General features: G+C 68.4%; 19 protein-coding genes and 1 tRNA gene. 10 read left to right on the forward strand and 10 right to left on the reverse strand.

The window, feature by feature from the left end:
• The 6 genes from eccB to fdhD all read right to left on the reverse strand — a co-directional run.
• On the reverse strand, nucleotides 1–1094 hold a 1094-nt coding region (gene eccB / locus AWC18_RS12840; RefSeq protein WP_109560075.1), incomplete at its 3' end, for a type VII secretion protein EccB.
• Complete coding sequence (gene eccA / locus AWC18_RS12845; RefSeq protein WP_085138980.1) at nucleotides 1091–2923, reverse strand: type VII secretion AAA-ATPase EccA; 1833 nt, start codon at nucleotides 2921–2923, stop codon at nucleotides 1091–1093. The genes eccB and eccA, both read right to left, overlap by 4 nt.
• Nucleotides 2924–3195: 272 nt before the next feature.
• Nucleotides 3196–4095 carry a class I SAM-dependent methyltransferase gene (locus AWC18_RS12850; protein WP_085139085.1) on the reverse strand — a complete coding sequence of 300 codons (900 nt, stop codon included), beginning with the start codon at nucleotides 4093–4095 and terminating at the stop codon, nucleotides 3196–3198.
• Nucleotides 4096–4192: 97 nt separating this feature from the next.
• Nucleotides 4193–4480, reverse strand: a complete 288-nt coding sequence (locus AWC18_RS12855; protein WP_019738935.1) for a WXG100 family type VII secretion target — start codon at nucleotides 4478–4480, stop codon at nucleotides 4193–4195.
• A gap of 14 nt (nucleotides 4481–4494) precedes the next feature.
• A complete protein-coding gene (locus AWC18_RS12860; protein WP_064997369.1) occupies nucleotides 4495–4788 on the reverse strand; it encodes a type VII secretion protein EsxS in 294 nt (97 codons plus the stop codon).
• A gap of 237 nt (nucleotides 4789–5025) precedes the next feature.
• A complete protein-coding gene (fdhD, locus tag AWC18_RS12865; RefSeq protein WP_064997370.1) occupies nucleotides 5026–5850 on the reverse strand; it encodes a formate dehydrogenase accessory sulfurtransferase FdhD in 825 nt (274 codons plus the stop codon).
• A gap of 89 nt (nucleotides 5851–5939) precedes the next feature.
• Here fdhD and fdh point away from each other — a divergent pair, with 89 nt between their 5' ends.
• From fdh to nrfD, 3 genes are read left to right on the forward strand one after another with little or no spacing between them, the layout of a single operon-like run.
• A complete protein-coding gene (fdh, locus tag AWC18_RS12875; RefSeq protein WP_234806519.1) occupies nucleotides 5940–9227 on the forward strand; it encodes a formate dehydrogenase in 3288 nt (1095 codons plus the stop codon).
• Nucleotides 9227–10186 carry a 4Fe-4S dicluster domain-containing protein gene (locus AWC18_RS12880; RefSeq protein WP_085138982.1) on the forward strand — a complete coding sequence of 320 codons (960 nt, stop codon included), beginning with the start codon at nucleotides 9227–9229 and terminating at the stop codon, nucleotides 10184–10186. Before fdh ends, AWC18_RS12880 begins: the two co-directional genes overlap by 1 nt.
• On the forward strand, nucleotides 10183–11238 hold the full coding sequence (gene nrfD / locus AWC18_RS12885; protein WP_085138983.1) for an NrfD/PsrC family molybdoenzyme membrane anchor subunit: 1056 nt from the start codon (nucleotides 10183–10185) through the stop codon (nucleotides 11236–11238). The genes AWC18_RS12880 and nrfD overlap by 4 nt, the downstream gene beginning before the upstream one ends.
• A 15-nt stretch (nucleotides 11239–11253) precedes the next feature.
• Here nrfD and AWC18_RS12890 read toward each other — a convergent pair whose 3' ends face one another.
• Both AWC18_RS12890 and selD read right to left on the reverse strand, forming a co-directional pair.
• On the reverse strand, nucleotides 11254–11673 hold the full coding sequence (locus AWC18_RS12890; protein ID WP_133054994.1) for a hypothetical protein: 420 nt from the start codon (nucleotides 11671–11673) through the stop codon (nucleotides 11254–11256).
• A gap of 30 nt (nucleotides 11674–11703) precedes the next feature.
• The gene (gene selD, locus AWC18_RS12895) at nucleotides 11704–12684 is read right to left on the reverse strand and encodes a selenide, water dikinase SelD (RefSeq protein ID WP_085138985.1); all 981 of its coding nucleotides are present in this window, start codon (nucleotides 12682–12684) and stop codon (nucleotides 11704–11706) included.
• 169 nt (nucleotides 12685–12853) lie between these two features.
• Between selD and AWC18_RS12900 the strand changes: the two genes are divergently transcribed.
• The 4 genes from AWC18_RS12900 (at nucleotide 12854) to AWC18_RS12915 (ending at nucleotide 17090) form a co-directional block, all read left to right on the forward strand.
• A tRNA-Sec gene (locus tag AWC18_RS12900) sits at nucleotides 12854–12948 on the forward strand.
• Nucleotides 12949–12970: 22 nt separating this feature from the next.
• Nucleotides 12971–14278, forward strand: coding sequence for an L-seryl-tRNA(Sec) selenium transferase (gene selA, locus AWC18_RS12905; protein WP_085138986.1), 1308 nt, complete (start codon nucleotides 12971–12973; stop codon nucleotides 14276–14278).
• A 2-nt stretch (nucleotides 14279–14280) separates the two neighbouring features.
• Complete coding sequence (gene selB, locus AWC18_RS12910; RefSeq protein ID WP_085138987.1) at nucleotides 14281–16077, forward strand: selenocysteine-specific translation elongation factor; 1797 nt, start codon at nucleotides 14281–14283, stop codon at nucleotides 16075–16077.
• Nucleotides 16078–16103: 26 nt separating this feature from the next.
• Entirely contained in the window at nucleotides 16104–17090 is a 987-nt protein-coding gene (locus tag AWC18_RS12915; RefSeq protein WP_085139086.1) for an FUSC family protein, read from the forward strand.
• Here the strand turns inward: AWC18_RS12915 and AWC18_RS12920 are convergent.
• Nucleotides 17087–17662, reverse strand: coding sequence for a VOC family protein (locus AWC18_RS12920; protein WP_085138988.1), 576 nt, complete (start codon nucleotides 17660–17662; stop codon nucleotides 17087–17089). The two genes, AWC18_RS12915 and AWC18_RS12920, sit on opposite strands and share 4 nt — an antisense overlap.
• A 91-nt stretch (nucleotides 17663–17753) precedes the next feature.
• Here AWC18_RS12920 and AWC18_RS12925 point away from each other — a divergent pair, with 91 nt between their 5' ends.
• From AWC18_RS12925 to AWC18_RS12935, 3 genes are read left to right on the forward strand one after another with little or no spacing between them, the layout of a single operon-like run.
• Entirely contained in the window at nucleotides 17754–18395 is a 642-nt protein-coding gene (locus AWC18_RS12925; protein ID WP_085139087.1) for a TetR/AcrR family transcriptional regulator, read from the forward strand.
• A 2-nt stretch (nucleotides 18396–18397) separates the two neighbouring features.
• The gene (locus tag AWC18_RS12930) at nucleotides 18398–19348 is read left to right on the forward strand and encodes a 2-hydroxyacid dehydrogenase (RefSeq protein WP_085138989.1); all 951 of its coding nucleotides are present in this window, start codon (nucleotides 18398–18400) and stop codon (nucleotides 19346–19348) included.
• 33 nt (nucleotides 19349–19381) lie between these two features.
• Nucleotides 19382–21580 (forward strand): acyl-CoA dehydrogenase family protein, encoded by a 2199-nt coding sequence (locus AWC18_RS12935; protein ID WP_085138990.1) that lies wholly within the window; start codon nucleotides 19382–19384, stop codon nucleotides 21578–21580.
• Nucleotides 21581–21775: 195 nt separating this feature from the next.
• Here AWC18_RS12935 and fadD2 read toward each other — a convergent pair whose 3' ends face one another.
• On the reverse strand, nucleotides 21776–23446 hold the full coding sequence (gene fadD2 / locus AWC18_RS12940) for a long-chain-fatty-acid--CoA ligase FadD2 (RefSeq protein ID WP_064997382.1): 1671 nt from the start codon (nucleotides 23444–23446) through the stop codon (nucleotides 21776–21778).
• Nucleotides 23447–23457: the final 11 nt, after the last annotated feature.

Genomic DNA, 23457 nt, shown 5'->3' on the forward strand with positions numbered 1-23457 from the left:
AACACCGACACATCCAACTGCCGCGACACCGGCAACCGCGCCACATCATCAGCACCCAACACCGGCGGCCGCTCCAAACCCTGCGAATCCGAATTCCGCAACACCGCCGCCAACACCGAAGAAACCGGCTGCAAACCATCCTCCAACACCGCGTAATAACGCAACGCACCATCAGAATCGGTATCGAGGTCATGCGCCGCCACGACAGCACCCACCGGTGCGGGCACACGCAGGTCGTACGCCGGCTTGGCACCGGCACCGGGGATCAGCGGCGCCACCAAAGCCGGCGCCTCCGGAATCACGTTGAACAGTCCGGTCGCGATCGAACGCGGGGTGGGCACCGCCGAGCCCCGCTCGCTCAGGCCCAGTGCACCGGTGATGGCGCGATCGTCCAGGTCGATCCGGCTGCGCTTGCCGTCCCACAACAACCACGCACCCGCGCCGTTGTCGACCAGCACCGCCTCCTGCGCATCGAGTGCAGCGGCACGGGATCCGCTGTGGTCCAACGGCCCCGCGATCACGGTGACGCCGGCGGCACTGCCGGACACCGAGTCGCATGCGGTCCACTCAGCGTCACGGGCACTGCTCTGCACCATGCGCTCCGGGGCTCCGGGAATACCGATCAGGTTGCCTCGGGCGAACTTGTCCAGCGCCGTGCTTTTCACCATGGTCGGGTTGACCGGCCGGCCGGCGATCAGCCGGGCGGAGGTCAGGTTCAGCACCGGGTGCAGCTGGTCACCCACGCGCACATACAGCGCCGACGTGGAGCGATCAGCCAGCACCGGGTCATCATTGGCCGCGCTGTTGGGCCAGATCAGGGTGAATACGAAGCAGCCGCCCGCGACGGTGGCCAGCACCAGCAGACCCATCAGCACTGCACGCGCTTGGGAGCGCAGCGGTTCCACGAGCATCCGGGTGTCGTGCAGGGCTACGCCGGAAGCGATGCGCCGCATGACGAATCGCCAGCCGCTGACCTGATGCTTGGTGACAAAACCGCGCCGGTACTCGACCCGATCCGGGTTCTCGTTGACCGGGGTCCGCGACGCGAACGAGCGCCGCTCGTCGTCGGATCGATCGGAGGGGGCCGCGCTCATGCCTTGGCCTCCAGGCCCAGGCCACGCAGCAACGGCGTCACCGAGTTACGAACGTCTTCGGTCGTGATGGTCATGAGCTCCTCATCAGTGAATGCCTCGGTGCCCGCCTGCTCAGAGTGGTCAAGCCGGAATTCGCGCTCCTCCTCGGAGCGTTCGACGAGGTTTCGCACGAACCGGCCATTGCCGGCGATGTCCAGGCTGCGACGGGCTACGCCGTTGGCGTCGGGATGCGACGCCTCGGCCAGCTGAGTGAACAGCGCTTCCATCTCTTCGAGTGCGGTCTGCTCGAATCGGCTGTCGCGCTGTTCGGCCATCTTGTTGGCGATCTCAACCAGCTCCGAGGGCTGGTAGGACGGGAATTCGATGCTGCGGGTGAAACGCGAGCGCAGACCTTCGTTGGTGTCCAGGAACCGGTCCAGGTCCGCCCGATAGCCGGCGATGATCACCACCAGCCGGTCACGGTCGTTCTCCATCCGCGCCAGCAGGGTGTCGATGGCCACCAGCCCGAAGTCGTTCTTGGCGCCGGTGGCCACCAACGCGTACGCCTCGTCGAGGAACAGCACACCATCGAGCGCACTGTCGATGATCGCGTTGGTCTTGGCCTCGGTCTCACCGATGTGCTGACCGATCAGGTCGGCGCGGTGCACCTCTTTGATGTTCTCTTTCTTCAGCAGGCCCAGGCCGCAGTAGATCTTGGCCACCACTCGGGCGATGGTGGTCTTACCCGTCCCGGGAGGCCCGGCGAAGACCAAGTGGTGGGCACGCTGGGCCACGGCCAGCCCATGCTGCTCACGGCGAATCGCCATCGCCACCGAGCTCTTGAGCCGCTGCACCTGGTCCTTGACCTCGGACAGGCCGATGAACTCACCGAGTTCGCGCTCGGCTTCGGCCAGCAACTCCGCCTTGCGCTCATGAGCGGACGGGTCGACGAAGTCATCGGCGCCGGGCTCGGTGGCCGGATCCCAGGGGTCGGTTCGCGCGTCGATACGAGCCGCGGTGGTCGTGACGATGCCGAAACTGTGGTCCAACAATGCCTGCTGAACCTGCTCGTTCTCGGGGTTGGCGGCGTAAAGGTCCTGCAGCACTTCGGCTGCGGCTTCCTCATCGTCTTGAGCCCGCAGAATCAGGCCCTTGGCCAGAGCCCCGTCGGTGGCGGCGACCGCGATCGGGCCTTCCGGCTCCTCCAGGTAGGACAACGCCGGCGCGTACATACCCAGACGCGCCAGGGCAATCCCCAGGGCGATCTTTGCCGCGTGGCTGAACAGCTCGTCGCGATCGGGGTCGTTGACGATCGGCGTCAGCAGCTTGACCATGTCCGACCAGCGCCCGGCGTGGTGGTTCACCGCGATCGCCATCCAGCGAACGTCGTTCCAATCGGGACGACGCTGCGCGATCTCGGCGACCACCGCGTTGGCCTCGGCGCACCGGCCGGCCATCGCCAGCTGGGCGGCATGGGCAAGGTGGAAGTCGTCGGCTTCGGTGGCACGCAACTTCAGGTACAGGCCGGTGTCGTAGTGGAACCCGAGCGCGCCCTGCTGCAGATCCAGGCGCCGCTGCAGGGTGCCGGCACTGGCGGCGGTCTGCGAGATGGCGGCCAGCACCCGCGGTGACTGATCGCCGGCGGCAGCCAGGCCGATCCAGGCATCGCACTGCTCGTGCGCCACCCGTGTGAGCGCCGCGAAGCCGGCACGCGCCGCCGTCAGGTCGGCGGGACGTTTCCGCTGGTAAACCTCGATACCGAGGGCCCGGCAGCAGGTGGCGAACCGGCTGATCGTTTCCTCGTCTACGCGCGGTTGCGGGGTGAGCAGCGCCGCATCACCGTTCTTCATGCGTGGCTCGCCCCTTCACCATTTTTGACTGAACCAACCCGGCTGAAGTTAGCATTGCATAAGCTAACTGTCGAGATCGATCGTGACGATCGACGGGCGACATCCGTCACTCCCGCGGGCACCTTTCCGGCCCCCGACCAGGACGTTGGCACACCGACGCCACTCCAACCCATCACCGACTCCTTATTGAAAATCATTTTCGATTTCTTGGCACGCTACCGCATGCGGGATCCGCCTTCTACAGCGGTTCTCGGCGGCCGTGGCCACCGCTCCTAACCCTTAACCGCCCACATCAACGAGTTGCGCCGGATCATCTGACCGGCTGGGGTGTCCGGCCCGGGAACCGGGCGGCCCAACTGGTGCAGGCAATCGGCCAAGGGCGTCACCGCCGGGGTCCAGCCGTGCGCCCCGAACCACTCACCAGCGGGAGCATGCTGCTCGTTGTAGACCAGTCGATGGAAGATGCGGGTGTCGTCGCCTGCCTCGACCTCGGCCGCAACGGCGGCCTCATACACGTCCTGGGGCATGGGGGCGCCGTCTTCAATCGCGACGTGGCTGCCCGAGGCGGCCAGGCCGTCGATACCGGCGAACAGCTGCTCCTGAGCAACAGCGGGGAGGTAGATCAATAGGCCCTCGGCGATCCAGGCCGAGGGCCGGTTCGGGTCGAAGCCGGCGTCACGCAGCGCCTGGGGCCAATCCTCACGCAGGTCGACCGCAACCTCGCGCCGCTCGGCCGTGGGTCGGATGCCACGCTGCGACAACACGTAGCTTTTGAAGCCGAGCACTTGCGGTTGGTCCAGCTCGAAGATCGTCGTTGCGGCCGGCCAAGTCAGCCGGAAGGCACGCGAGTCCAGCCCGGCCGCCAGAATCACCACCTGGCGCACGCCGGCCGCTACGACACCGCTGAAGTATTCGTCGAAGTACCGGGTGCGCGCTCCCTGGTAGTTGACGAAGTGCTGCCCGAAATCGTCGGAGAGCAGCTCATGGTCGGGAAGGTCGCCGTTGAGTACGGCCGCCCAGTTCCCGCCGACGGCCCGGCAGAACAGCTCCGCATAGGGATCGACTGCCGCGGGCTCGGGTTTGGCTGCCTCCAGCGCCCGGGCGGTGGCCACGAACAAAGCCGTCGAACCGACGCTTGTGGTGATGTCCCAGCTGTCACCCTCATTACGCATCAGGGGCATTGCACGGACCCTCCGCAGGGGCGCGCACCGTGGACCGCCCGAAGAATGCCGACGGAGACAGCGTTGCCACGCCGGGGCATGCGCCCCCTCAGCCCCACTTGGCGGCTTCGGCGGTGTCGCGCGCGTTCATCATCAAGGTGTTGGTCTCGTGCGTGGTGGCCATCGCGTGATAGGCCCGCACCAACTCCTCCATCGCCTGGTTCCACTGCGCCTGCCACGCCTGATACGTCATACCCGTATCGCCCTGCCACGCCGCCGACAACGCCGCCTGCTCACTGGCAATGTCAGCACCCACAGCCTGCAACGTGCCCGCATACCCGTTCATCTCAGCCGCATGGGCCAACATCGCCGGGTAGTTGTACATAATCTGCGACATCAGACAAACCCTCCCTAAACCCCGGTGTACCCAGACGCCGCAGCCGCATCAGCCGCCACATACGTCGAACCGGCATCCGCCAGATTCGCCTGCGCCATATCCAGCAACGCATTCACCCGCGCCGCCATCGCCACAAACCGCGCATGCGACCCCTGAAACGCCGCAGCCGCCTCACCCACGTGAAACGCCTGCGCCGACATCGCCGCCTGCTCAGCCTGCGCCATCGTCGACCGCATCAACGCCGCCTTGGCGCCAAACGCCGACTCCGACGCCACCAACTGCGGAATATGCGCATCCAACAAACTCATCGCCGCACTCCTCTCACCTATCGATTAGTCGCGGGCCCCGCCGTCCGGGTTCCATAGCGGCCACGACCGCCCGTCGCTCGGATCGTTGAGAGCGACTCCAGCACTTCCGGACGAGAACGTCAGCGAAGTCAGTCAGGTCAATAACTGAGGCTCAACCCTACGGCAGTTACCTCGCCCTACGAACTTTTAATTGGTTCCAGGGCCGCGGATACGGATTAACTTCGTGATTGCGCCGGCTCAGCCGATGACGCGGTCGGCCCGGCTGTAGATATTCATCGAGTCACCGCGAAGAAACGCGACCAGCGTCAGCCCGCATTCGACGGCCAGGTCGACCGCCAACGACGACGGCGCGGAGACCGCGGCCAGGACCGGCACCCCGGCCATCACCGCCTTCTGGGTGAGCTCGAACGAGGCGCGCCCGCTGACCAACAGCACCGTTCCCGACAGCGGTATCCGCCGGCGCTCCAGTGCCCAGCCGAGCACCTTGTCGACGGCGTTGTGCCGGCCGATGTCCTCGCGCACCACCAGCATGGTGCCGCCGTCGGTGACGTCGAACAGTGCCGCGGCATGCAGGCCGCCGGTGCTGGCGAAAACGTCCTGCGCGGCGCGCAGCTGATCGGGCATCGCGGTCAGCGCCGCCGCGGAGACACCGACCGGATCCTCCCCCGGGTGATAGCGGCTGGCGAGCCGTACCGCATCCAGCGAGGCCTTGCCACAGATACCGCACGACGAGGTGGCGTAGAAGTTCCGGGAGATGTTCACCGCGGGCGCCGGCACGTTCGGCGCCAGCGTCACATCCAGCACGTTGTAGGTGTTGGCGGTCTCGGGCTCGCCGCAGAAACGCGCGCTCACCACGTCGTCACGCCCGGTGATGATTCCCTCGGAGAGCAGAAAGCCCTGCGCCAGCTCGACATCGGATCCAGGCGTGCGCATCGTGACGGTGAGCGGCACCCCGCCCAGCCGGATCTCCAGCGGTTCCTCCACCGCCAGCGTCTCGGGCCGCTGGGTCGCATCCCCTGCGACGAGGCGGCTGACCCGCCGACGCTGCGTTATCCGACTCATCGCTCCATCATCGCCGGTCGGGTTCTGCCCGTGTCCGGTTGCCGCGCAAACACCGCTCCCGGGGGAGTCACCGGACTACGCTGCAGGGCATGGTTCAGCGAAAATTCCTGGAGTGGCCGGTAATCCGGCAACTGCGCACCGGCGACGTGTTCGGCCGCGGACCGGCGGTCACCTCCGAACAAACCCGTGCCGTCGCGCCGCGAACCGCCACCGCCGACCGGGTGGTGAGCAGTGTCTGCCCCTATTGCGCGGTCGGGTGCGGCCAGCGCGTCTACGTCAAAGACGAGAAGGTCGTGCAGATCGAGGGCGATCCTCATTCGCCGATCTCGCGTGGGCGACTGTGCCCGAAAGGATCGGCCAGCGAACAGTTGGTCAATTCACCCGGGCGGCAGATCCGGGTGCTCTACCGGGCGCCCCGTGCCACGGATTGGCAGCCGCTGGAGCTCGACACCGCCATCGACATGGTCGCCGAGCGGTTCATCGCCTCGCGGCGCAACGGGTGGCAGGACCACGACGCCGACGGGCGGCCCCTGCGGCGCACCATGGGCATCGCCTCGCTGGGCGGAGCGACACTGGACAATGAAGAGAACTACGTCATCAAGAAGCTCTTCACCGCCGCCGGCGTGATACAGGTCGACAACCAAGCTCGTATTTGACACTCCGCCACGGTTCCCGGTCTGGGAGCCTCCTTCGGTCGCGGCGGAGCGACGCAAACTCTGCAAGACCTGGCGAATGCCGACTGCATCGTCATCCAGGGCTCGAACATGGCCGAGTGCCACCCGGTGGGGTTCCAGTGGGTGGAGGAGGCCAAAGCCCGCGGCGCGGTGGTGATTCACGTCGACCCACGTTTCACCCGCACCTCGGCGGTGTGCGACAAGCACATTCCGATCCGGGCAGGCTCCGACGTGGTGCTGTTGGGTGCGTTGATCAACCATGTGCTCACCCACGACCTGTGGTTCCGTGAATACGTGCTCGCCTACACCAACGCCGCGACTCTGGTCAGCGAGGACTTCCGCGACACCGAGGACTTGGGCGGGCTGTTCTCCGGCTTCGATCCGCAGACCGGGCAGTACGACCCGTCGAGTTGGGCGTATCAGAGTCGAGAAGCCGGGGCGGACATCGGCTCGCCCGGTGGCGGGCACGAGCACGGCGTCAGCGCGTCGGCGCGCTCGGCCGGTGAGACGCTCGGCGCTGCCGGGGCGCCGCTGGAGCACGCCCGCGTGCAGCGCGACGAAACGCTGCAGCACCCGCGCACGGTTTTCCAGATCCTCAAGCGGCACTTCGCGCGCTACACGCCGGAGATGGTTCGGGACGTCTGCGGTATCGACACCGTGACGTTCGAGTACCTGGCGCGCGCGGTCACGGCCAACTCGGGGCGCGAACGCACCACATGTTTCGCCTACGCAGTGGGTTGGACGCAGCACACGCTGGGCGCGCAGTACATCCGCACCGCGGCGATCCTGCAGCTGCTGCTGGGCAACGTGGGCCGGCCCGGCGGCGGGATCATGGCCCTGCGCGGGCACGCCAGCATTCAGGGCTCCACGGACATCCCCACGCTCTATGACTTGCTGCCCGGCTATCTGCCGATGCCCAAGGCCGGGCGCGACGACACCCTGCGCGATTACCTGGACCGGGTCAGCGCGAAGAGTCAGAAGGGCTATTGGGCCAACGCCGACGCGTATCTGATCAGCCTGCTCAAGGCGTGGTGGGGCGACGCCGCTACCGCCGACAACGACTGGGCCTATCACTACCTGCCCCGCCTGACCGGGCCGCACGGCACGTATCAGGCGGTGACGGGGATGCTGAACGATGAGGTGGAGGGTTACTTCCTGCTCGGCCAGAACCCGGCCGTCGGATCGGCCAACGGCCGCCAACAACGGTTGGGCATGTCGCACCTGAAGTGGCTGGTGGTACGGGACCTGAACCTGATCGAGTCGGCCACCTGGTGGAAAGACGGCCCGGAGATCGCCTCCGGTGAACTGAGCACGCAGGACAACGAGACCGAGGTGTTCTTCCTGCCCGCGGCCAGTCACGTGGAGAAGGCCGGAACGTTCACGCAGACCCAGCGGCTGCTGCAATGGCGCCATCAGGCCGTCGCCCCACCCGGCGACTGCATCAGCGATCTGGAGTTCTTCGTCAAGTTGGGCAACCGAATTCGCGAGCGCCTCGCCGGGTCCACCGATCCGCGCGACCGCCCGCTGCTGGATCTGGTCTGGGACTACCCGCTCGATGAGCACGGCGACCCCGATGCGGAGTTCGTGTTGGCCGAGATCAACGGTCATCAGCTCACCGGCGAGGACGCAGGCACACCGCTGTCATCATTCACCGAGCTGCGTGACGATGGATCCACCGCCGGCGGCTGCTGGATCTACTCGGGGGTGTACGCCGGCGGCGTCAACCAGGCCGCCCGCCGGGCGCCGCACGGCGGGACGAGCCCCAACCAGTCCGGGTGGGGCTGGGCCTGGCCCGCCGACAGGCGGATTCTCTACAACCGTGCCTCGGCGGACCCGGACGGCGTGCCCTGGAGCGAACGCAAGCGCTATATCTGGTGGGACGAACAACAGCGCCGATGGGTGGGACATGACGTGCCGGACTTCGTGATCGACCGTGCGCCGGGAGCCCGGCCGGATCCGGCGTTGGGCGGTCCGGATGCGTTGGCCGGCGACGACCCGTTCGTCATGCAATCCGACGGCAAGGGGTGGCTGTTCGCACCCAAAGGTGTGGTGGACGGGCCGCTGCCCACCCACTATGAGCCGCAGGAGTCGCCTGTCGCCAACGCCGTCTATCGCCAGCAGCGCAACCCCGCCCGAATCACGTTCCCCCGCAAGGACAATCTTTCGGCACCCAGCGCCGGAGAGCCGGGCGCCGACGTCTACCCCTACGTGTTCACCACCTACCGGCTCACCGAGCATCACACCGCGGGCGGCATGAGCCGCTGGCTGCCGTACCTGGCAGAACTGCAGCCGGAGATGTTCTGTGAGGTCTCCCCCGCGCTGGCCGCCGAGCGGGGGCTGGAGAACTTCGGCTGGGCCACCATCATCTCGCCGCGGGCGGCCATCGAGGCCCGGGTGCTGGTGACCGACCGGATGACACCACTGATCGTGGGCGGCCATACGGTGCACCAGATCGGGCTGCCCTACCACTGGGGGGTCGGCGGTGACGCCGTGGTCAGTGGCGACGCCGCCAACGATCTGCTCGGGGTCACCCTGGATCCCAACGTGCAGATTCAGGAATCCAAAGCCGGTGCGTGCGATATTCAGCCGGGCCGGCGGCCGCGCGGCGACGCCCTGCTCCGGCTGATCTCGGAGTATCAAAGCCGTTCCGGCGCAACACCGGAGACCGGCAATGCCGCAATCGAGCCGGAAGGGCGGAGCTGATGGGCCAACTGTCCGGACCGACCGACCCCGCCGCGGACGCCGGCTGGTCGACCCAACAACCACGCCAGGGTTTCTTCACCGACACGTCGATCTGTATCGGCTGCAAAGCCTGCGAGGTGGCGTGCAAGGAGTGGAACCACAACCCGGCCGACGGCCCGCTGGAGTTGCTCGGGTCGTCTTACGACAACACCGGCGCGCTGGGCGCCAGCACCTGGCGGCATGTGGCGTTCATCGAGCAGAGCCGTGACCGCATCGAAGAGGCCCGCGAATCCGGGCGGCAGCTGATCAGTCTGGGGATCCCGAAGATTCCGGACGACACCGCGGATATCGCTCCGCCTGACACCGACCAGTTCCGCTGGCTGATGGCCTCGGATGTCTGCAAACACTGCACACACGCGGGGTGTCTGGACGTGTGCCCGACCGGTTCGCTGTTCCGCACAGAGTTCGGCACGGTGGTGGTGCAGGCCGACATCTGTAACGGCTGCGGCAACTGCGTGCCCGCGTGCCCGTTCGGCGTGATCGAGCGTCGCACCGACGGTACCGCCGCACCCAAGACCGGCCGCGGCCCGCAACCGGTGCCCAACAGCGGTATCGCCCAGAAGTGCACGCTCTGCTACGACCGGCTGGTCGAGAACCAGGCGCCGGCCTGCGCGCAGACCTGCCCCACCCAGTCCATCCGGTTCGGAGATCACGACGCCATGGTGCAGCGGGCCCGCGAACGGGTGGCCCACTTGCACGCCCAGGGCCGCACCGAAGCCCGGCTCTACGGCGCCAATGAGCATGACGGTGTCGGTGGCACCGGCTCGGTCTTCCTGCTGCTCGACGAGCCGGAGGTCTATGGGCTGCCGCCCGACCCGCGGGTGGGCACCGCCGACCTGCCGACGATGTTCAAGCGCGCCGCACTGGCCGCGGGCGGCATGCTCGCCGCCGCGGCCGTCGCCTTCTGGGGACGCTCATGAGCACCGCGTCCGATGACCCCCGCCGCGGTGGCGGTAAGCGCCGGCGCCGTGGCGGTGATGACGGCGGCCGCGAGATGCCGATGGTCCCCGACGTGCAGTTCAGCTCCTACTACGGCCGCCCGGTGGTCAAACCCGCACCGTGGTCACACGAGATCGCTGCGTATCTGTTCCTGGGGGGCCTGGCGGGCGGCTCCGGCCTGTTGGCCGCGGGCGCCCAGCTGACCGGCCGAAAAGTGTTGCGGCGCAATTCTCGCCTGGCGGCGCTGGTCGCGATCGTGCTGAGCGCAGCGGCCCTGATCAGCGACCTCGGCCGTCCCGAGCGCTTCGTCAACATGCTGCGCACCATCAAACTGACCTCACCGATGAGCCTGGGCTCGTGGATCCTGTCGGGGTTCGGTGCGGGCATGTCGGTGGCGGCGGCCGCCGAGGTGGATCGCCTGACCGGCCACCGTCTACCCCTGGGCCCGCTGCGTGGGGTGCTGCAGGCCGCCGAGGGGCCGGCCGGATTGGAGGCCGCGGTGTTCGCGGCGCCGCTGGCGGTCTACACCGCGGTGCTGCTGGGCGATACCGCCACCCCGACCTGGCACGACGCCCACCGCGACCTGCCGTTCGTGTTCGCCGGCTCGGCGAGCCTGGCCTCGGGCGGCTTGGCCATGCTGACCACCCCGGTGCGCGAGGCCGGCCCGGCTCGGCGACTGGCCGTGCTCGGGGTGTTCGGCGACGTCATCGCCACTCGGGCCATGGTGCACCGGATGGACCCGATCGCCGCCGAGCCGCTGCACCGGGGCCGCCCCGGGGCGATGCTGCGGTGGAGCGAGCGCTTGGCGATAGCCGGCGGTGTCGGCACGCTGGTGGGCGGGCGCCACCGCGGGGTGGCGGCGCTGTCGGGCCTGGCGCTGCTGGGCGCCTCGGCGCTGACTCGCTTCGGGGTGTTCGACGCCGGCATCGCCTCGGCGAAGGACCCGCGCTACACCATCGAGCCGCAGAAGCGCCGGCTGGCGGCGCGACAGGCGGCGGGCATCACCGGGGATTCGATCACGACGGCGGACTAGCGTCCGGACAACGGATCAGCCGAGCTGGTGTAGCTGAAACGGCTTGGAGGACAGGATGCTTCCCGGGCATTCGCCATCGGAGCTGGTCGTGACCACACCGACGAGCGACACCGGGTCGATCGAGATCCGGATGATCGCCGGCGCGTAACTGCCGTCCGCGCAGAGCCCCCCGTCCGGCTTGGTGATATCGAACTTCCATTGCCCGTCGACCAGGTGCATAGGACTGGTCCAGCCCTGATTGCTGGACACGGTTCCGTGGCAGTCGGCCGGGCTACAGCTGGTGGCGATCGTCCAGGCGAACTCCTGGTCGTCGCCCTGGTATTCGCCGTTGAGCAGCGGCGGATCGGCGTATGCCGGTGCGGCGGAGATGACTGCGGCAGCGCTCAGCGCCACCGCGCGGGACGAGTTGCGCACAGTGCGTCGGGAAAGGTTCATGGTGATCGAGGAACTTATCAGAGTTGGGCCTCATCGCACCTCAATTCCGCTGCCCGCCACGGTATGTCCTATCACCGGATGGCCGGGCAGCTCTCCGACCACCAGCAGGCCCCCGGAGGTCTGGGCATCAGCCAGCAGCAGCAGGTCGTCCTCGCTGACCCCCGGTCCGGTGCGCAGGTATGGACGTACCCAGTCCAGGTTGCGGCGGGTGCCGCCGGAGACGTAGCCCTGCCGCAGGGCTTCGGGTGCGCCGGCCAGCAACGGCACCGCAGACCGGTCGATCACCGCACCCACCCCGGACGCGCGGCACATCTTGTACAGATGGCCGAGCAGCCCGAAACCGGTGACGTCGGTGGCCGCCCGCACGCCGAGTCTCACGGCGGTTTCGGCGGCGTCGCGATTGAGGCCGACCATCGTCGCGATGGCCTCCTCGAACACCTCGCCGGTGCGCTTGTGCCGGTTGTTGAGCAGCCCCACGCCCAGTGGCTTGGTCAAGGTGAGCGGTAGACCGGGTTGTGCGGCGTCGTTGCGCAGCAACGTGTTCGGGTCGGCCACCCCGGTGACCGCCATGCCGTACTTGGGCTCGGGATCGTCGATGGAATGGCCGCCGATCACCGGGCAGCCCGCCTGCTCGGCCACCGCCAGTCCGCCGCGCAGCACCTCGGTCATCAGCTCCAGGGGCAGCGTTTCCCGGGGCCAGCCGACCAGGTTGATCGCGACCACCGGGCGCCCGCCCATCGCATAGATGTCCGAGAGCGCATTGGCGGCGGCGATCCGGCCCCAGTCGTAGGCGTCGTCGACCACGGGGGTGAAGAAGTCGGCGGTGGACAGCACGGCGAGGTCGTCGCGCACCAGCACGGCCGCGGCGTCGTCACCGTCGTCGAGGCCCACCAGCACGTTCTTCCCGGACTGCCCGGTCAGGCCCCGCACGGCGTCTTCGAGTTCACCCGGCGGGATCTTGCAGGCACACCCGCCGCCATGGGCGTAGCCGGTCAGCCGCACCCCGGTCATGCGTCGAGGAGGAGCTGGTCGCCGGCCGCCGACGTGGTTTCGGTCGTCATGATCGCGGCCTCCTTCGCCGGCCATGCTACCCACGAGCTGGGCGCGCCTTTCCGACCCCGACCGGTCGTTATCGCGCCGACATCGGCCCAGGATCGCACCGTTGGTTAGGTTGATCAGCGGAGGCGTCTGAGTCCTGGTGGGCTCCCCGGTCTTCAAAACCGGTGAGGCCGAGTATCTCGGCCTGGCGGGTTCGATTCCCGTCCGCCTCCGCCAGCTGCGTATCGGAGGAGAAGCTGTGACCGACGCCGACCCGCGCCGCGCCATTCCGCGCACCGATGCACTGTTGCTGCTGCCTCCGGTTCGCGCGGCCCGGGAACGCCTCGGCGAGCATGTGGTCCGCGGTGTGGTGCGCGGCGCCCAGGACCGAGCCCGCCGTGGGGACCTGGCACCAGAGCTCGTCGAAAGTACTGTGCTGGAAGTTCTTTCAGAACTTCCTCCGACGTCCTTGCGACCCGTCCTCAATGCCACCGGGGTGGTGGTGCACACCAACCTGGGGCGCGCGCCGCTATCCGCCGGCGCGGTCGATGCGCTGGTGGCGGCCAGCGGTTACGTCGACGTCGAGCTGGACCTGGTCAGCGGGGCGCGCTCCCAACGTGGGGTCGCGGCCCGGGCCGCCCTGCTGGCGGCCTGCCCATCCGCCGAAGACGCGCTGGTGGTCAACAACGGCGCCGCGGCGCTGGTGCTTGCCACCACGACGCTGGGCGCCGGCCGAGAGGTGGTGGTCAGCCGCGGCGAACTGATCGAGATCGGGGCCGGATTCCGCCTACCGGATCTGATTGCCTCCACCGGGGCGAGGCTGCGGGAAGTCGGCACCACCAACCGCACCCACCTGCGCGACTACGCCGAGGCCATCGGACCTCAGACCGGGTGCATCCTCAAGGTGCATCCCAGTAATTTCGCCGTCCACGGTTTCACGGCATCGGTGGGGCTGGCGGAGCTGCGGCCACTGGCAACCCGACACGATGTGGCCCTGATAGCCGATCTGGGCAGCGGACTGCTGGCCCCGGATCCACTGTTGCCCGACGAGCCGGATGCGGCCACCATGCTGGCCGCCGGCGCCGACCTGGTGACCGCCAGCGGCGACAAGCTGCTCGGCGGGCCGCAGGCCGGGATTGTGCTGGGCCGGACCGAGACCGTCGCCGCGCTCGCCCGACACCCGCTGGCGCGCGCGGTCCGAGCCGACAAACTCACCCTGGCCGCCCTCGAGGCGACGGTTTCCGGCGCGGCCGCACCGGTGACCCAGGCGCTGCACGCCAACCCTGACCAGTTGCATTCCCGCGCGCAGCAGTTGGCCGGCGCGGTGGGTGCCACCGTGGTCGCCCACGACGGCCGGGTCGGGGGCGGTGGCGCGCCGGGAGTCCCGCTGCCGGGCTGGGCGGTCCGGCTTCCTGAGGCCGCCGCCGCCGCGCTGCGCACCGGTGATCCCGCGGTGCTGCCCCGGGTGCACGACGGAGCCTGTCTGATCGATCTGCGTTGTGTGCCCGCAGCCGACGATGCCCGGCTGCTGGCCGCGGTACGGGCCGCACTCGACCGGATCGGGTGAACATGTTCGTGGTGGCCACCGCCGGGCACGTCGACCACGGCAAGTCCACCCTGGTGCGGGCGCTCACCGGTATGGAGCCCGACCGGTGGGCCGAGGAGCGTCGGCGCGGACTCACCATCGACCTGGGTTTCGCCTGGACCGCGCTGCCGTCGGGCCGGCGGGTGGCGTTCGTCGATGTGCCGGGCCACGAACGGTTTCTGCCCAACACGCTGGCCGGCCTGGGACCGGCCTCGGTGGTGTGTTTCGTGGTGGCCGCCGACGAGGGCTGGCGGGCGCAGTCCGACGACCATCGCGACGCCATTGCCGCCCTGGGCATCACCCGGGGACTGGTGGTCCTCACCCGCACCGACAGAGCCGGCGACCACCGTGTCGGCGAGGTGTCCGAACAGGTTCGCACCGAGCTGGCCCAGACCGGTCTGCGGGACGCCCCGATCGTCGCAGTGTCCGCGCTGGACGGCACCGGCCTGGACACGCTGCGTGCCGCACTCGACGGCCTGCTCGCCGAGCTTCCGGCACCGTCGAGCACGGGGCGCGTCCGGCTGTGGGTAGACCGGTCCTTCACCATCACCGGGGCCGGGACGGTGGTGACCGGCACCCTGACCGCGGGCACCCTGACCGTCGGCGATCACCTGCAGTTGTTGGATCGTGGGCATTCGCGGTCGGTGGTCATCCGCGGGCTGCAGAGCTGCGGCGAGACGCATGCGGCTTTGCATCCCACGGTGCGGGTGGCGGTCAATCTGCGCGGGGTGGCATCCGGCGAGGTGCATCGCGGTAACGCCTTGGTCAGCGCCGGTTCGTGGCTGACCACCACGGTGGCCGACGTCCGGCACAGCAGCGGTCGCCCGCTGGCGGAGGCCCCCGAGCGACTCGTGGTGCATGTGGGCACCGGCGCGGTGCCCGCCCGGTTGCGGCTTCTGGGCGCCGATCACGCCCGAATTGCTTTGGAACACCCGCTGCCCCTGATGTTTTCGGATCGTCTGCTGCTGCGTGACCCCGGGTCCCGCCGGGTTCTGGGCGGGGTGGTGGTGCTCGATGCCGATCCGCCCGCCCTGCAGCGGCGCGGCGCTGCGGCTCGACGCGCTGACGAGCTCTCAGGCGCCGATCTGGCCGATCAGCCACAGCGGATCCTGGCCGAGGTGGCCCGCCGCGGCGCGGTGTCGCGGCACCGTCTGCAGTTGCTGGGATACGAGCGACCCCCGGTACCGCTGGAGGTGTCGGTGATCGGTGACTGGTGGGTGCATGCTGCGGCGTTTCAGGCGTGGCGGGACCGACTGCGGTGCGCGGTGCGCGAACTGCGCGAGCGTGATCCGCTGTCCGCCGGGCTGTCTCGGGGCGCGGCTGCGGATCTGCTGTCGCTTCCCGACCCGGCACTTCTGGACGCGTTGGTGGGCGCGGCGCGGCTGGAACAACACGACGGGTTGATTCGGCTACCCGACAGCCATCACGATCTCGGCCCCGCCGAGGACGCTATCGCCGAGTTGGAAACCCGGCTGGTGGCGTCGCCCTTCCACGCCCCCGAGGCCGACGATCTGGCCGCGCTGCATCTGGGCATCCGGGAGCTGGCGGCTGCCGAGCGGGTGGGGCGGCTGTTGCGCCTCACCGAGAATCTGGTGCTGCTGCCCACGGCGCCCGCGTTGGCGATGCGTGAATTGGCCTCGCTGACGCAGCCTTTCACCGCCACGCAGGCCAAGCAGGCGTTGGGCACCACTCGGCGGGTGGCGATCCCCCTGCTGGAGTACCTCGATTCCCGCGGCTGGACCCGCCGGATCGATGCGGTCTACCGGGAAGTTGTGCGTTGAGACGCCACGTGCTGTTTGCTGGCAACATGATCGGTTCGTCACGACTGCGCGTCACGGTGTGGGCGATCCTGCAGACCGCGCTGGCCGCGGGCCTGGCCTGGTATCTCACCCGCGATGCGCTGGGCCACACCGCCCCGTTCTTCGCGCCGATCGCCGCGTCGGTGTGCATGTGGGCGACCAACGTGGTCCGCGCCCAGCTTGCCCTGGAGATGGTGGTCGGGGTGGGCCTGGGAATCGGATTGGGCAGCGGCATACACGCCCTGCTGGGGGCCGGGCCGGTGGCGATGGCCACCGTCGTATTGGTGTCACTGTCCACCGCGCTGCTGATCGGGCGGGGCTTTCTGCAGCGTCCGATGTTCGTCAATCAGACCGTCATCTCGGCGATCCTGGTCCTGTCATTCCCCAGCGGTGGTATCGGGACCGAGCGGCTGTTCGACGCACTGATCGGCGGCAGCATCGCGGTGGTGTTCAGCATCCTGCTCTTTCCCAAGAACCCGCTGGCCGTCCTGCGCGATGCCCGGGTTGAGGTGTGGGCAGCGCTGCGCCGCATTCTGGCCGAGATCCCCACCCCCACCGGGGATTCGGCGTGGATTCTGAACAATGCCACTGCCCTGCATCGCCGGCTGGCCCGGTTGTCCGAAGCCCGCCGCACCGCCGAGCAGGTGGCGTGGATCTGTCCGCGTCGCTGGTCGCTGCGCGGTGCTACGCGCGCCGCCGATCGCCAGGCCGCACAGCTGTCGCTGCTGGCCGAATCTGTGCTGCATCTGGCGCGCGTCACCGCCGAGATCGACCGGCCACTGCTTGCGCCGGTCGACGCGGCGATCGGCGAGCTCGCCACCGCGGCGGCCGCACTGGCCGCTGACGAGGCCACTCCCGCTGCGGCGCACGCGGCATCGGCGCGCAGTCACACCGTGGCGTCAGAGACGAGTGACGCGGCGCTGCTCACCGCCGCCGTCGAGGCCTGCATCGACGAATTCGACCGGGTGATCAGCCTCGCACCGCAAGGGCACTAGGTGCCGGCCGGAACCCGGCGGTCGGCTGCGGTCTTGGGGGCGACCTGCTCCTCGTCGCCGGTGAATTCCTTGGTCCAGCACGCGAATTCCAGGGTGATGCCGTCGGGGTCCTGGAAGTAGAACGAGCGGACGTACACACCGGGGTGCAGCGTGGGGCTCGCCTGCCACTCGGACTCGTCGTGGTTGAGGATCGGGCCCACCCGCACGCCCTTTTCCTTCAGCTTCTGACGGTAGGCGTCGAACTTGTCCGCCGGCACATGGAAGGCCAGGTGGTTGAGGGAACTCACCGCGCTGGTGATCTCGCCGATGCCGGGGATGTGGGCCGGCGCGGAGATGCCCGGCACCCCGTCCGGGGCATCCCGGAACCAGAAGAAGGCCACGCAGTCGCCGTTACCGGCGTCGAAGAAGAAGTGCTGACCGATGCCCGCCGGCAAGTCGAGCGACTTGATCAGGGGCATGCCCAGGATGTTGCTGTAGAAGTCGACGGTGCGTTCCATATCGGCGCACACCATCGCTACGTGGTTGATCCCGCTGATTTCGAATTCGGTGTTGACACCGTGCGGCTTGATCATGCGCGGACACTCCTCTGGTCAAGATCCGAAACTGAATCTAACATCAGATTCAGATTTGATCCAGACCTGACCAGACAGGAAGTGCGTGCCGGTGTCGACCAGCCCCGAGCCGTCCGGCCACCGCGAGCCGCTGCCCACCCACCGGGGCCGACGCACCCAGGCTGCGATGGACGCCGCGGCGCGCGCGGTGATCGCCCGCAAGGGAGTCTTGGCCGCCACCATCGCCGACATTGCCGCCGAGGCCGGCCGATCTGCGGCGTCGTTCTACAACTACTACGACTCCAAAGAGGCGATGGTCCGCGAATGGGCGCTGCGTTTCCGCGATGAGGCCGGCCAGCGCGCCTCCAGCATGGTGCGGCACGGGTTGACCAACCGCGAGCGGATCGAGCAGGCCACGGCCGCGCACTGGTACACCTACCGCAACCGGCTGGCCGAGATGGTCGGCGTCTCCCAGCTGGCGATGGTCAACGAGGACTTCGCCCGGTATTGGGCGGAGATCTGCGCGGTTCCCGTCGGCCACATCACCGAAACGGTGAAGCGCGCCCAGGCCGAGGGCTACTGCACCGACGACGACCCGGCGTTGCTCGCGGTGGCGATCGTGTCGATGCTCAACCAGTTCTGCTATGTCCAGCTCGCCACGCCCCGCGACGACGACGGCCCCGACGATGCCGCGTGTATCCGCACACTGGCCAACGTGTTCTATCGGGCCATCTACGCCGAGGAGAAGTCCTGAACATGCGAGTCCTGGCGCACTTCATTCCCGGCCCCAAGGTCGAGGAATTCGTTGCACCCGAGGCTGATTGGCTGGACATCCGGTGGTGCGCCTCCGACGACGACGACACGTTCCACCGCGAGCTGCCCGACGCCGAAGTGCTCTGGCATGTGCTGCGGCCACTCTCGGGTGACGACCTGCGCCGCGGGCCGCGGCTGCGGCTGGTGCACAAGTTCGGGGTCGGCATCAACACCATCGACGTCGACGTCGCGACACAGCGCGGTATCGCGGTGGCCAACATGCCCGGCTCCAATGCCGCATCGGTCGCCGAGGGCGCCGTACTGCTGATGCTGGCCGTGTTGCGCCGACTGCTGCCGCTGGATCGCGCCACCCGTGAGATCCGCGGCTGGCCGACGGATCCCGACCTCGGCGAGCAGTGCCGCGACATCGGCGGCTGCACCGTCGGCTTGGTCGGCTTCGGCAGCATCGCCCAGCGGGTGGCGGGGATCGTGGCCGCCATGGGTGCGCAGGTGCTGCACACCAGCACCCGTGACGACGGCACTCCAGGCTGGCGGCCCCTGCCGGAACTCCTGGCCGCCTGCGACATCGTCTCGCTGCACGTTCCGCTGACCGATGCCACCCACCAGCTGATCGACCGGGCCGCCCTGGCGCGCATGAAACCCGGGGCGGTGCTGGTCAACACCGCGCGCGGTCCGATCGTCGACGAAGCCGCGCTGGCCGACGCGCTGCGCAGCGGGCGGCTGGCCGGGGCCGGTCTCGACGTGTTCGCCGTCGAACCGGTGACCGCGGACAACCCGCTGCTCGGACTCGACAACGTGGTGCTGACCCCGCACGTCAGCTGGTACACGGCCGACACGATGCGGCGCTACCTGGCTGCCGCCGTCGACAACTGTCGCCGGCTTCGCGACGGTCTGCCCCTCACCAACGTAGTCAACCAACCCACTGGTTGTTAGATTCACTACACGTACACACCGAAAGGCGCCTCCATGCCGATAGCGATCACTTCTGAACATCAGGACCTCGCCGATTCCGTGCGGTCCTTCGTGGCCCGGGCTGTGCCGTCCGAGCTGCTGCACGCCGCGATGGACAACCCCATCGAGAATCCGCCGCCGTACTGGCGGGCCGCCGCCGAGCAGGGCCTGGCGGGTGTGCATCTGGCCGAGGAAGCCGGTGGCCAGGGTTTCGGAATCCTGGAGCTGGCGGTGGTGCTCGCCGAGTTCGGCTACGGCGCGGTGCCGGGGCCGTTTGTGCCGTCCGCCATTGCCAGCACCCTGATCGCCGCGAACGATCCGGCCGCCGCCGAACTGAGTGGGCTGGCCGGCGGCGAGGTGATCGCCAGCTACACAATCAATCCGGGGCTGACCGGTACCGCTGCCGGGTCCGGGCTGGTGATCCAGGGTGAGGCCCGTGCTGTCGCGGCCGCCGCGCAGGCGTCGTTGCTGGTGCTGCCCGTGGCGGTCGACGGCGCCGAGACGTGGGTGCTGCTGCGCGCCGACCAGCTCACGATCGAGCCGGTGACAAGCGTGGACCCGCTGCGACCGATCGCGCACGTGCGCGCCGACGGTGTCGAGGTCGACCAGGGCCGGGTCCTGCGGAACCTCTCCTCGGAGCGTGCCCGCGCGCTGATCTCGACGCTGCTGTCCGCGGAGGCCATCGGCGTGGCACGCTGGGCCACCGACACCGCGGCGGACTACGCCAAGATCCGTGAGCAGTTCGGTCGGCCGATCGGCCAGTTCCAGGCCATCAAGCACAAGTGCGCGGAGATGATCGCCGACACCGAACGGGCCACGGCCGCCGTGTGGGACGCCGCCCGTGCTGTCGACGAGGCGAATGAAAACGGTTGGGACGCCGCGGGTTCGGCGGTACAGTTCGCGACAGCGGTGGCGGCCACGCTGGCGCCGAGCGCCGCGCAGCGCTGCACCCAGGACTGCATCCAGGTGCACGGCGGAATCGGCTTCACCTGGGAGCACGACGCGGGCGTGTACTACCGGCGGGCGCTGATACTGGCCGCCTCGTTCGGCTCCCGCGCAGGGTATCCCCAGCAGGTCGTCGACACCGCGACCGCCGGCGGGATGCGCAAGATCGACATCGACCTGGACCCCGACACCGAGAAGTTGCGTGCCGAGATCCGGGCCGAGGTCGCCGCCCTCAAAGCCCTGCCGCATGACGAGCGCACGATCGCGATCGCCGAGGGCGGCTGGGTGTTGCCCTACCTGCCCAAGCCGTGGGGCCGCGCGGCCGAGCCGATCGAGCAGATCATCATCGAGCAGGAGTTCACCACCGGCCGCGTGCGCCGCCAGGCGATGGGTATCGCCGCGTGGCTCATCCCGTCGATCGTGGCGTTCGGCACCGAGGAGCAGAAGCAGCGTTTCCTGCCGCCCACGTTCCGTGGCGAATTGGTCTGGTGCCAACTGTTTTCCGAGCCCGGCGCCGGTTCAGACCTGGCCAGCCTGACCACCAAGGCGACGAAGGTCGACGGCGGCTGGCGGATCAGCGGCCAGAAGATCTGGACCTCGGCCGCGCAGTTCTCCTCGTGGGGAGCCCTGCTGGCCAGGACCGACTCGAGCGCGCCCAAGCATGACGGCATCACCTACTTCCTGCTGGACATGAAGGCCGAGGGTGTGACGGTCAGTCCGCTGCGTGAGCTCACCGGCGGGGCGATGTTCAACACCGTGTTCATCGACGACGTGTTCATCCCGGACGAGTTGGTGCTCGGCGAGGTCAACCGCGGCTGGGAGGTCAGCCGCAACACGCTGACCGCCGAGCGGGTGTCCATCGGCGGCTCCGAGATGCCGTTCCTGGCCAGCCTGGACGGGTTCGTGCAGTTCATTGCCGACGGCCAGTTCGACGTGGGCGAACAGCGCCGCGCCGGCCAGTTGATCGCCGAGGGGCACGCCGCCAAGCTGCTCAACCTGCGCTCGACGCTGCTGACCCTGGCGGGCAAGGACCCGATGCCGGCGGCGGCGGTGTCCAAGCTGTTGTCGATGCGGACCGGACAGGGTTACGCGGAGTTCGCGGTCGGCACGTTCGGCGGTGATGCCGCTATCGGCGACCGCGACCAGCTGCCCGGCAAGTGGGCCGAGTACCTGTTGATGAGCCGCGCCACCACCATCTACGGCGGCACCTCGGAGGTCCAGCTCAACATCATCGCCGAGCGGCTGCTAGGCCTCCCCCGCGATCCCTAACCCCCCACCCGCGAGCAGACGTGAAAGCCCCCTTTTCCTAGTGGAATTGGGGGCTTTCGCGTCTGCTCGCGGCTGTTAGGGCTCCCCTGCGATCCCTAAGCCGCGAGATCCCACTCACGCAGGTCGCTACTCGAACGTTTCCTGCGTGAGTGGGATCTCGCGATAAAGCTCGCGATAAAGCTCGCGATAAAGGTCCTACAGGTCACGGAGTTCGCGCTTGAGGATCTTGCCGGTGGGGTTCCGCGGCAGCTCGTCGAGGAAGACCACCTCGCGCGGCACCTTGTAGCGCGCCAGGTGCTCCTTCACATAGACCTTGATGGCGTCCTCGTCGACGGTGGAGCCTTCCTTCTTCACCACGAAGGCCTTCAGCCGAGCGCCCCACTCCTTATCCTCGACGCCCAAGGCCGTCGCCTCGATCACGTCGGGATGCCCGCTGATCAGGTCCTCGACCTCAGCAGGGAAGACGTTCTCGCCGCCGGAGACGATCATCTCGTCGTCGCGACCGCTGACGTAGAGCAGCCCGCGCTCATCGAAGTAGCCGACGTCACCCGACGACAGCAGTCCATCGATGATCTGCTTGCCGCCGCCGCCGGTGTAGCCCTCGAACGGGAAGAAGTTGCCGACGAAGATCCGCCCGACCTGACCCTGCGGCACCTCGTTGCCGTCGTCGTCGAGGATCCTGACCTTGACGCCCTTGACCACCTGTCCCACCGTCGCGGGGTTGTACTGCAGGTCGGAGGGTTCGGCGATGGTGGCAAACGCGACCTCGGTGGAGCCGTACATGTTGTAGATGACCGGCCCCAGGTCCTTCATGGCCCGCGTCGCCAGCTCGGCGCCGAGCTGCGAGCCGGAGACGAACACGATCCGCAGGTTCGACAGGTCCGGCTTGGGACTGGTCTTCTCCAGCTGGTCCAGGATCCGCGACAGCATCACCGGGACGACGACCACGCCGGTCACCTTGTGCTTCTCCAGGTCCTCGAGCACGGTGGCCGGTTTGAAGCGGCGCCGCAGCACCAGTGTCGAGCCGAAGAACATGGCCAGCGTGCCGTGCAGGTAGCCCAGCGCATGGAACATCGGCGACGGCAACGACGTCACCTCACCGGCACGGAACGGAACGTGCGACAGGATGCCGCCGATCGGCGCCAGCGTGGGCGGCGTGCTGCGGTTGGCGCCCTTGGGCGTGCCGGTGGTGCCGGAGGTCAGGATGATGATCGAGGCGTGCTTGGTTACCTTCGGCGCCGGCGCCTTGCTGCTGCGCGCGATCAGCTGCGCCAGGGTCTCGTCGGTGCTGCCCGACGGCTCGTCGGTGTCCGGGTTGACGCCCAGGGCCCGCAATTTGCCCAGCACCGGGTCGGCCTGCGCCACGGCGGCGGTGTACTCGTCGTCGTAGATGATCAGCTTGGCGCCTTCGCGTTCGGAGACGTCCTTGATCTGCGGTCCGGAGAACTCGCTGTTGAGCAGGATCAGCCGAGCGCCCACCCGCGCGCAGCCATAGTTGGCGATCAGGAACCAGCGGTGGTTGCGCGCCAGGATCGCCACTCCGTCGCCGCCACGGACCCCCATCGCGAGCAGGCCGTTGGCCACCGCGTTGACGGCATCGTCGAGTTCTTTGAACGTGATGCTGCCGTCGTCGTCGATCACTGCGACACCGTTCGGGTCACGACGTGCATTGAGCGCAGGAATCATCCCCAACTCGCCCCAGCGTGCTCCATCGGAGAGTGCGCTGGCGATGACCCGTGGGGACTCCAGCTTCAAAGCGCCGGACTCCAGGATCTTGCGCAGGTAATGCAACTCGGCGCCACCGCGTTCGATGTAGCGACCGAGCTTGTTGACAGCCTGGCTGGGCAGGTCAGTGAGCTTAGCCATGGGACAACCTT

This window comes from Mycolicibacter nonchromogenicus (assembly GCF_002101775.1).
Classification (GTDB): domain Bacteria; phylum Actinomycetota; class Actinomycetes; order Mycobacteriales; family Mycobacteriaceae; genus Mycobacterium; species Mycobacterium nonchromogenicum.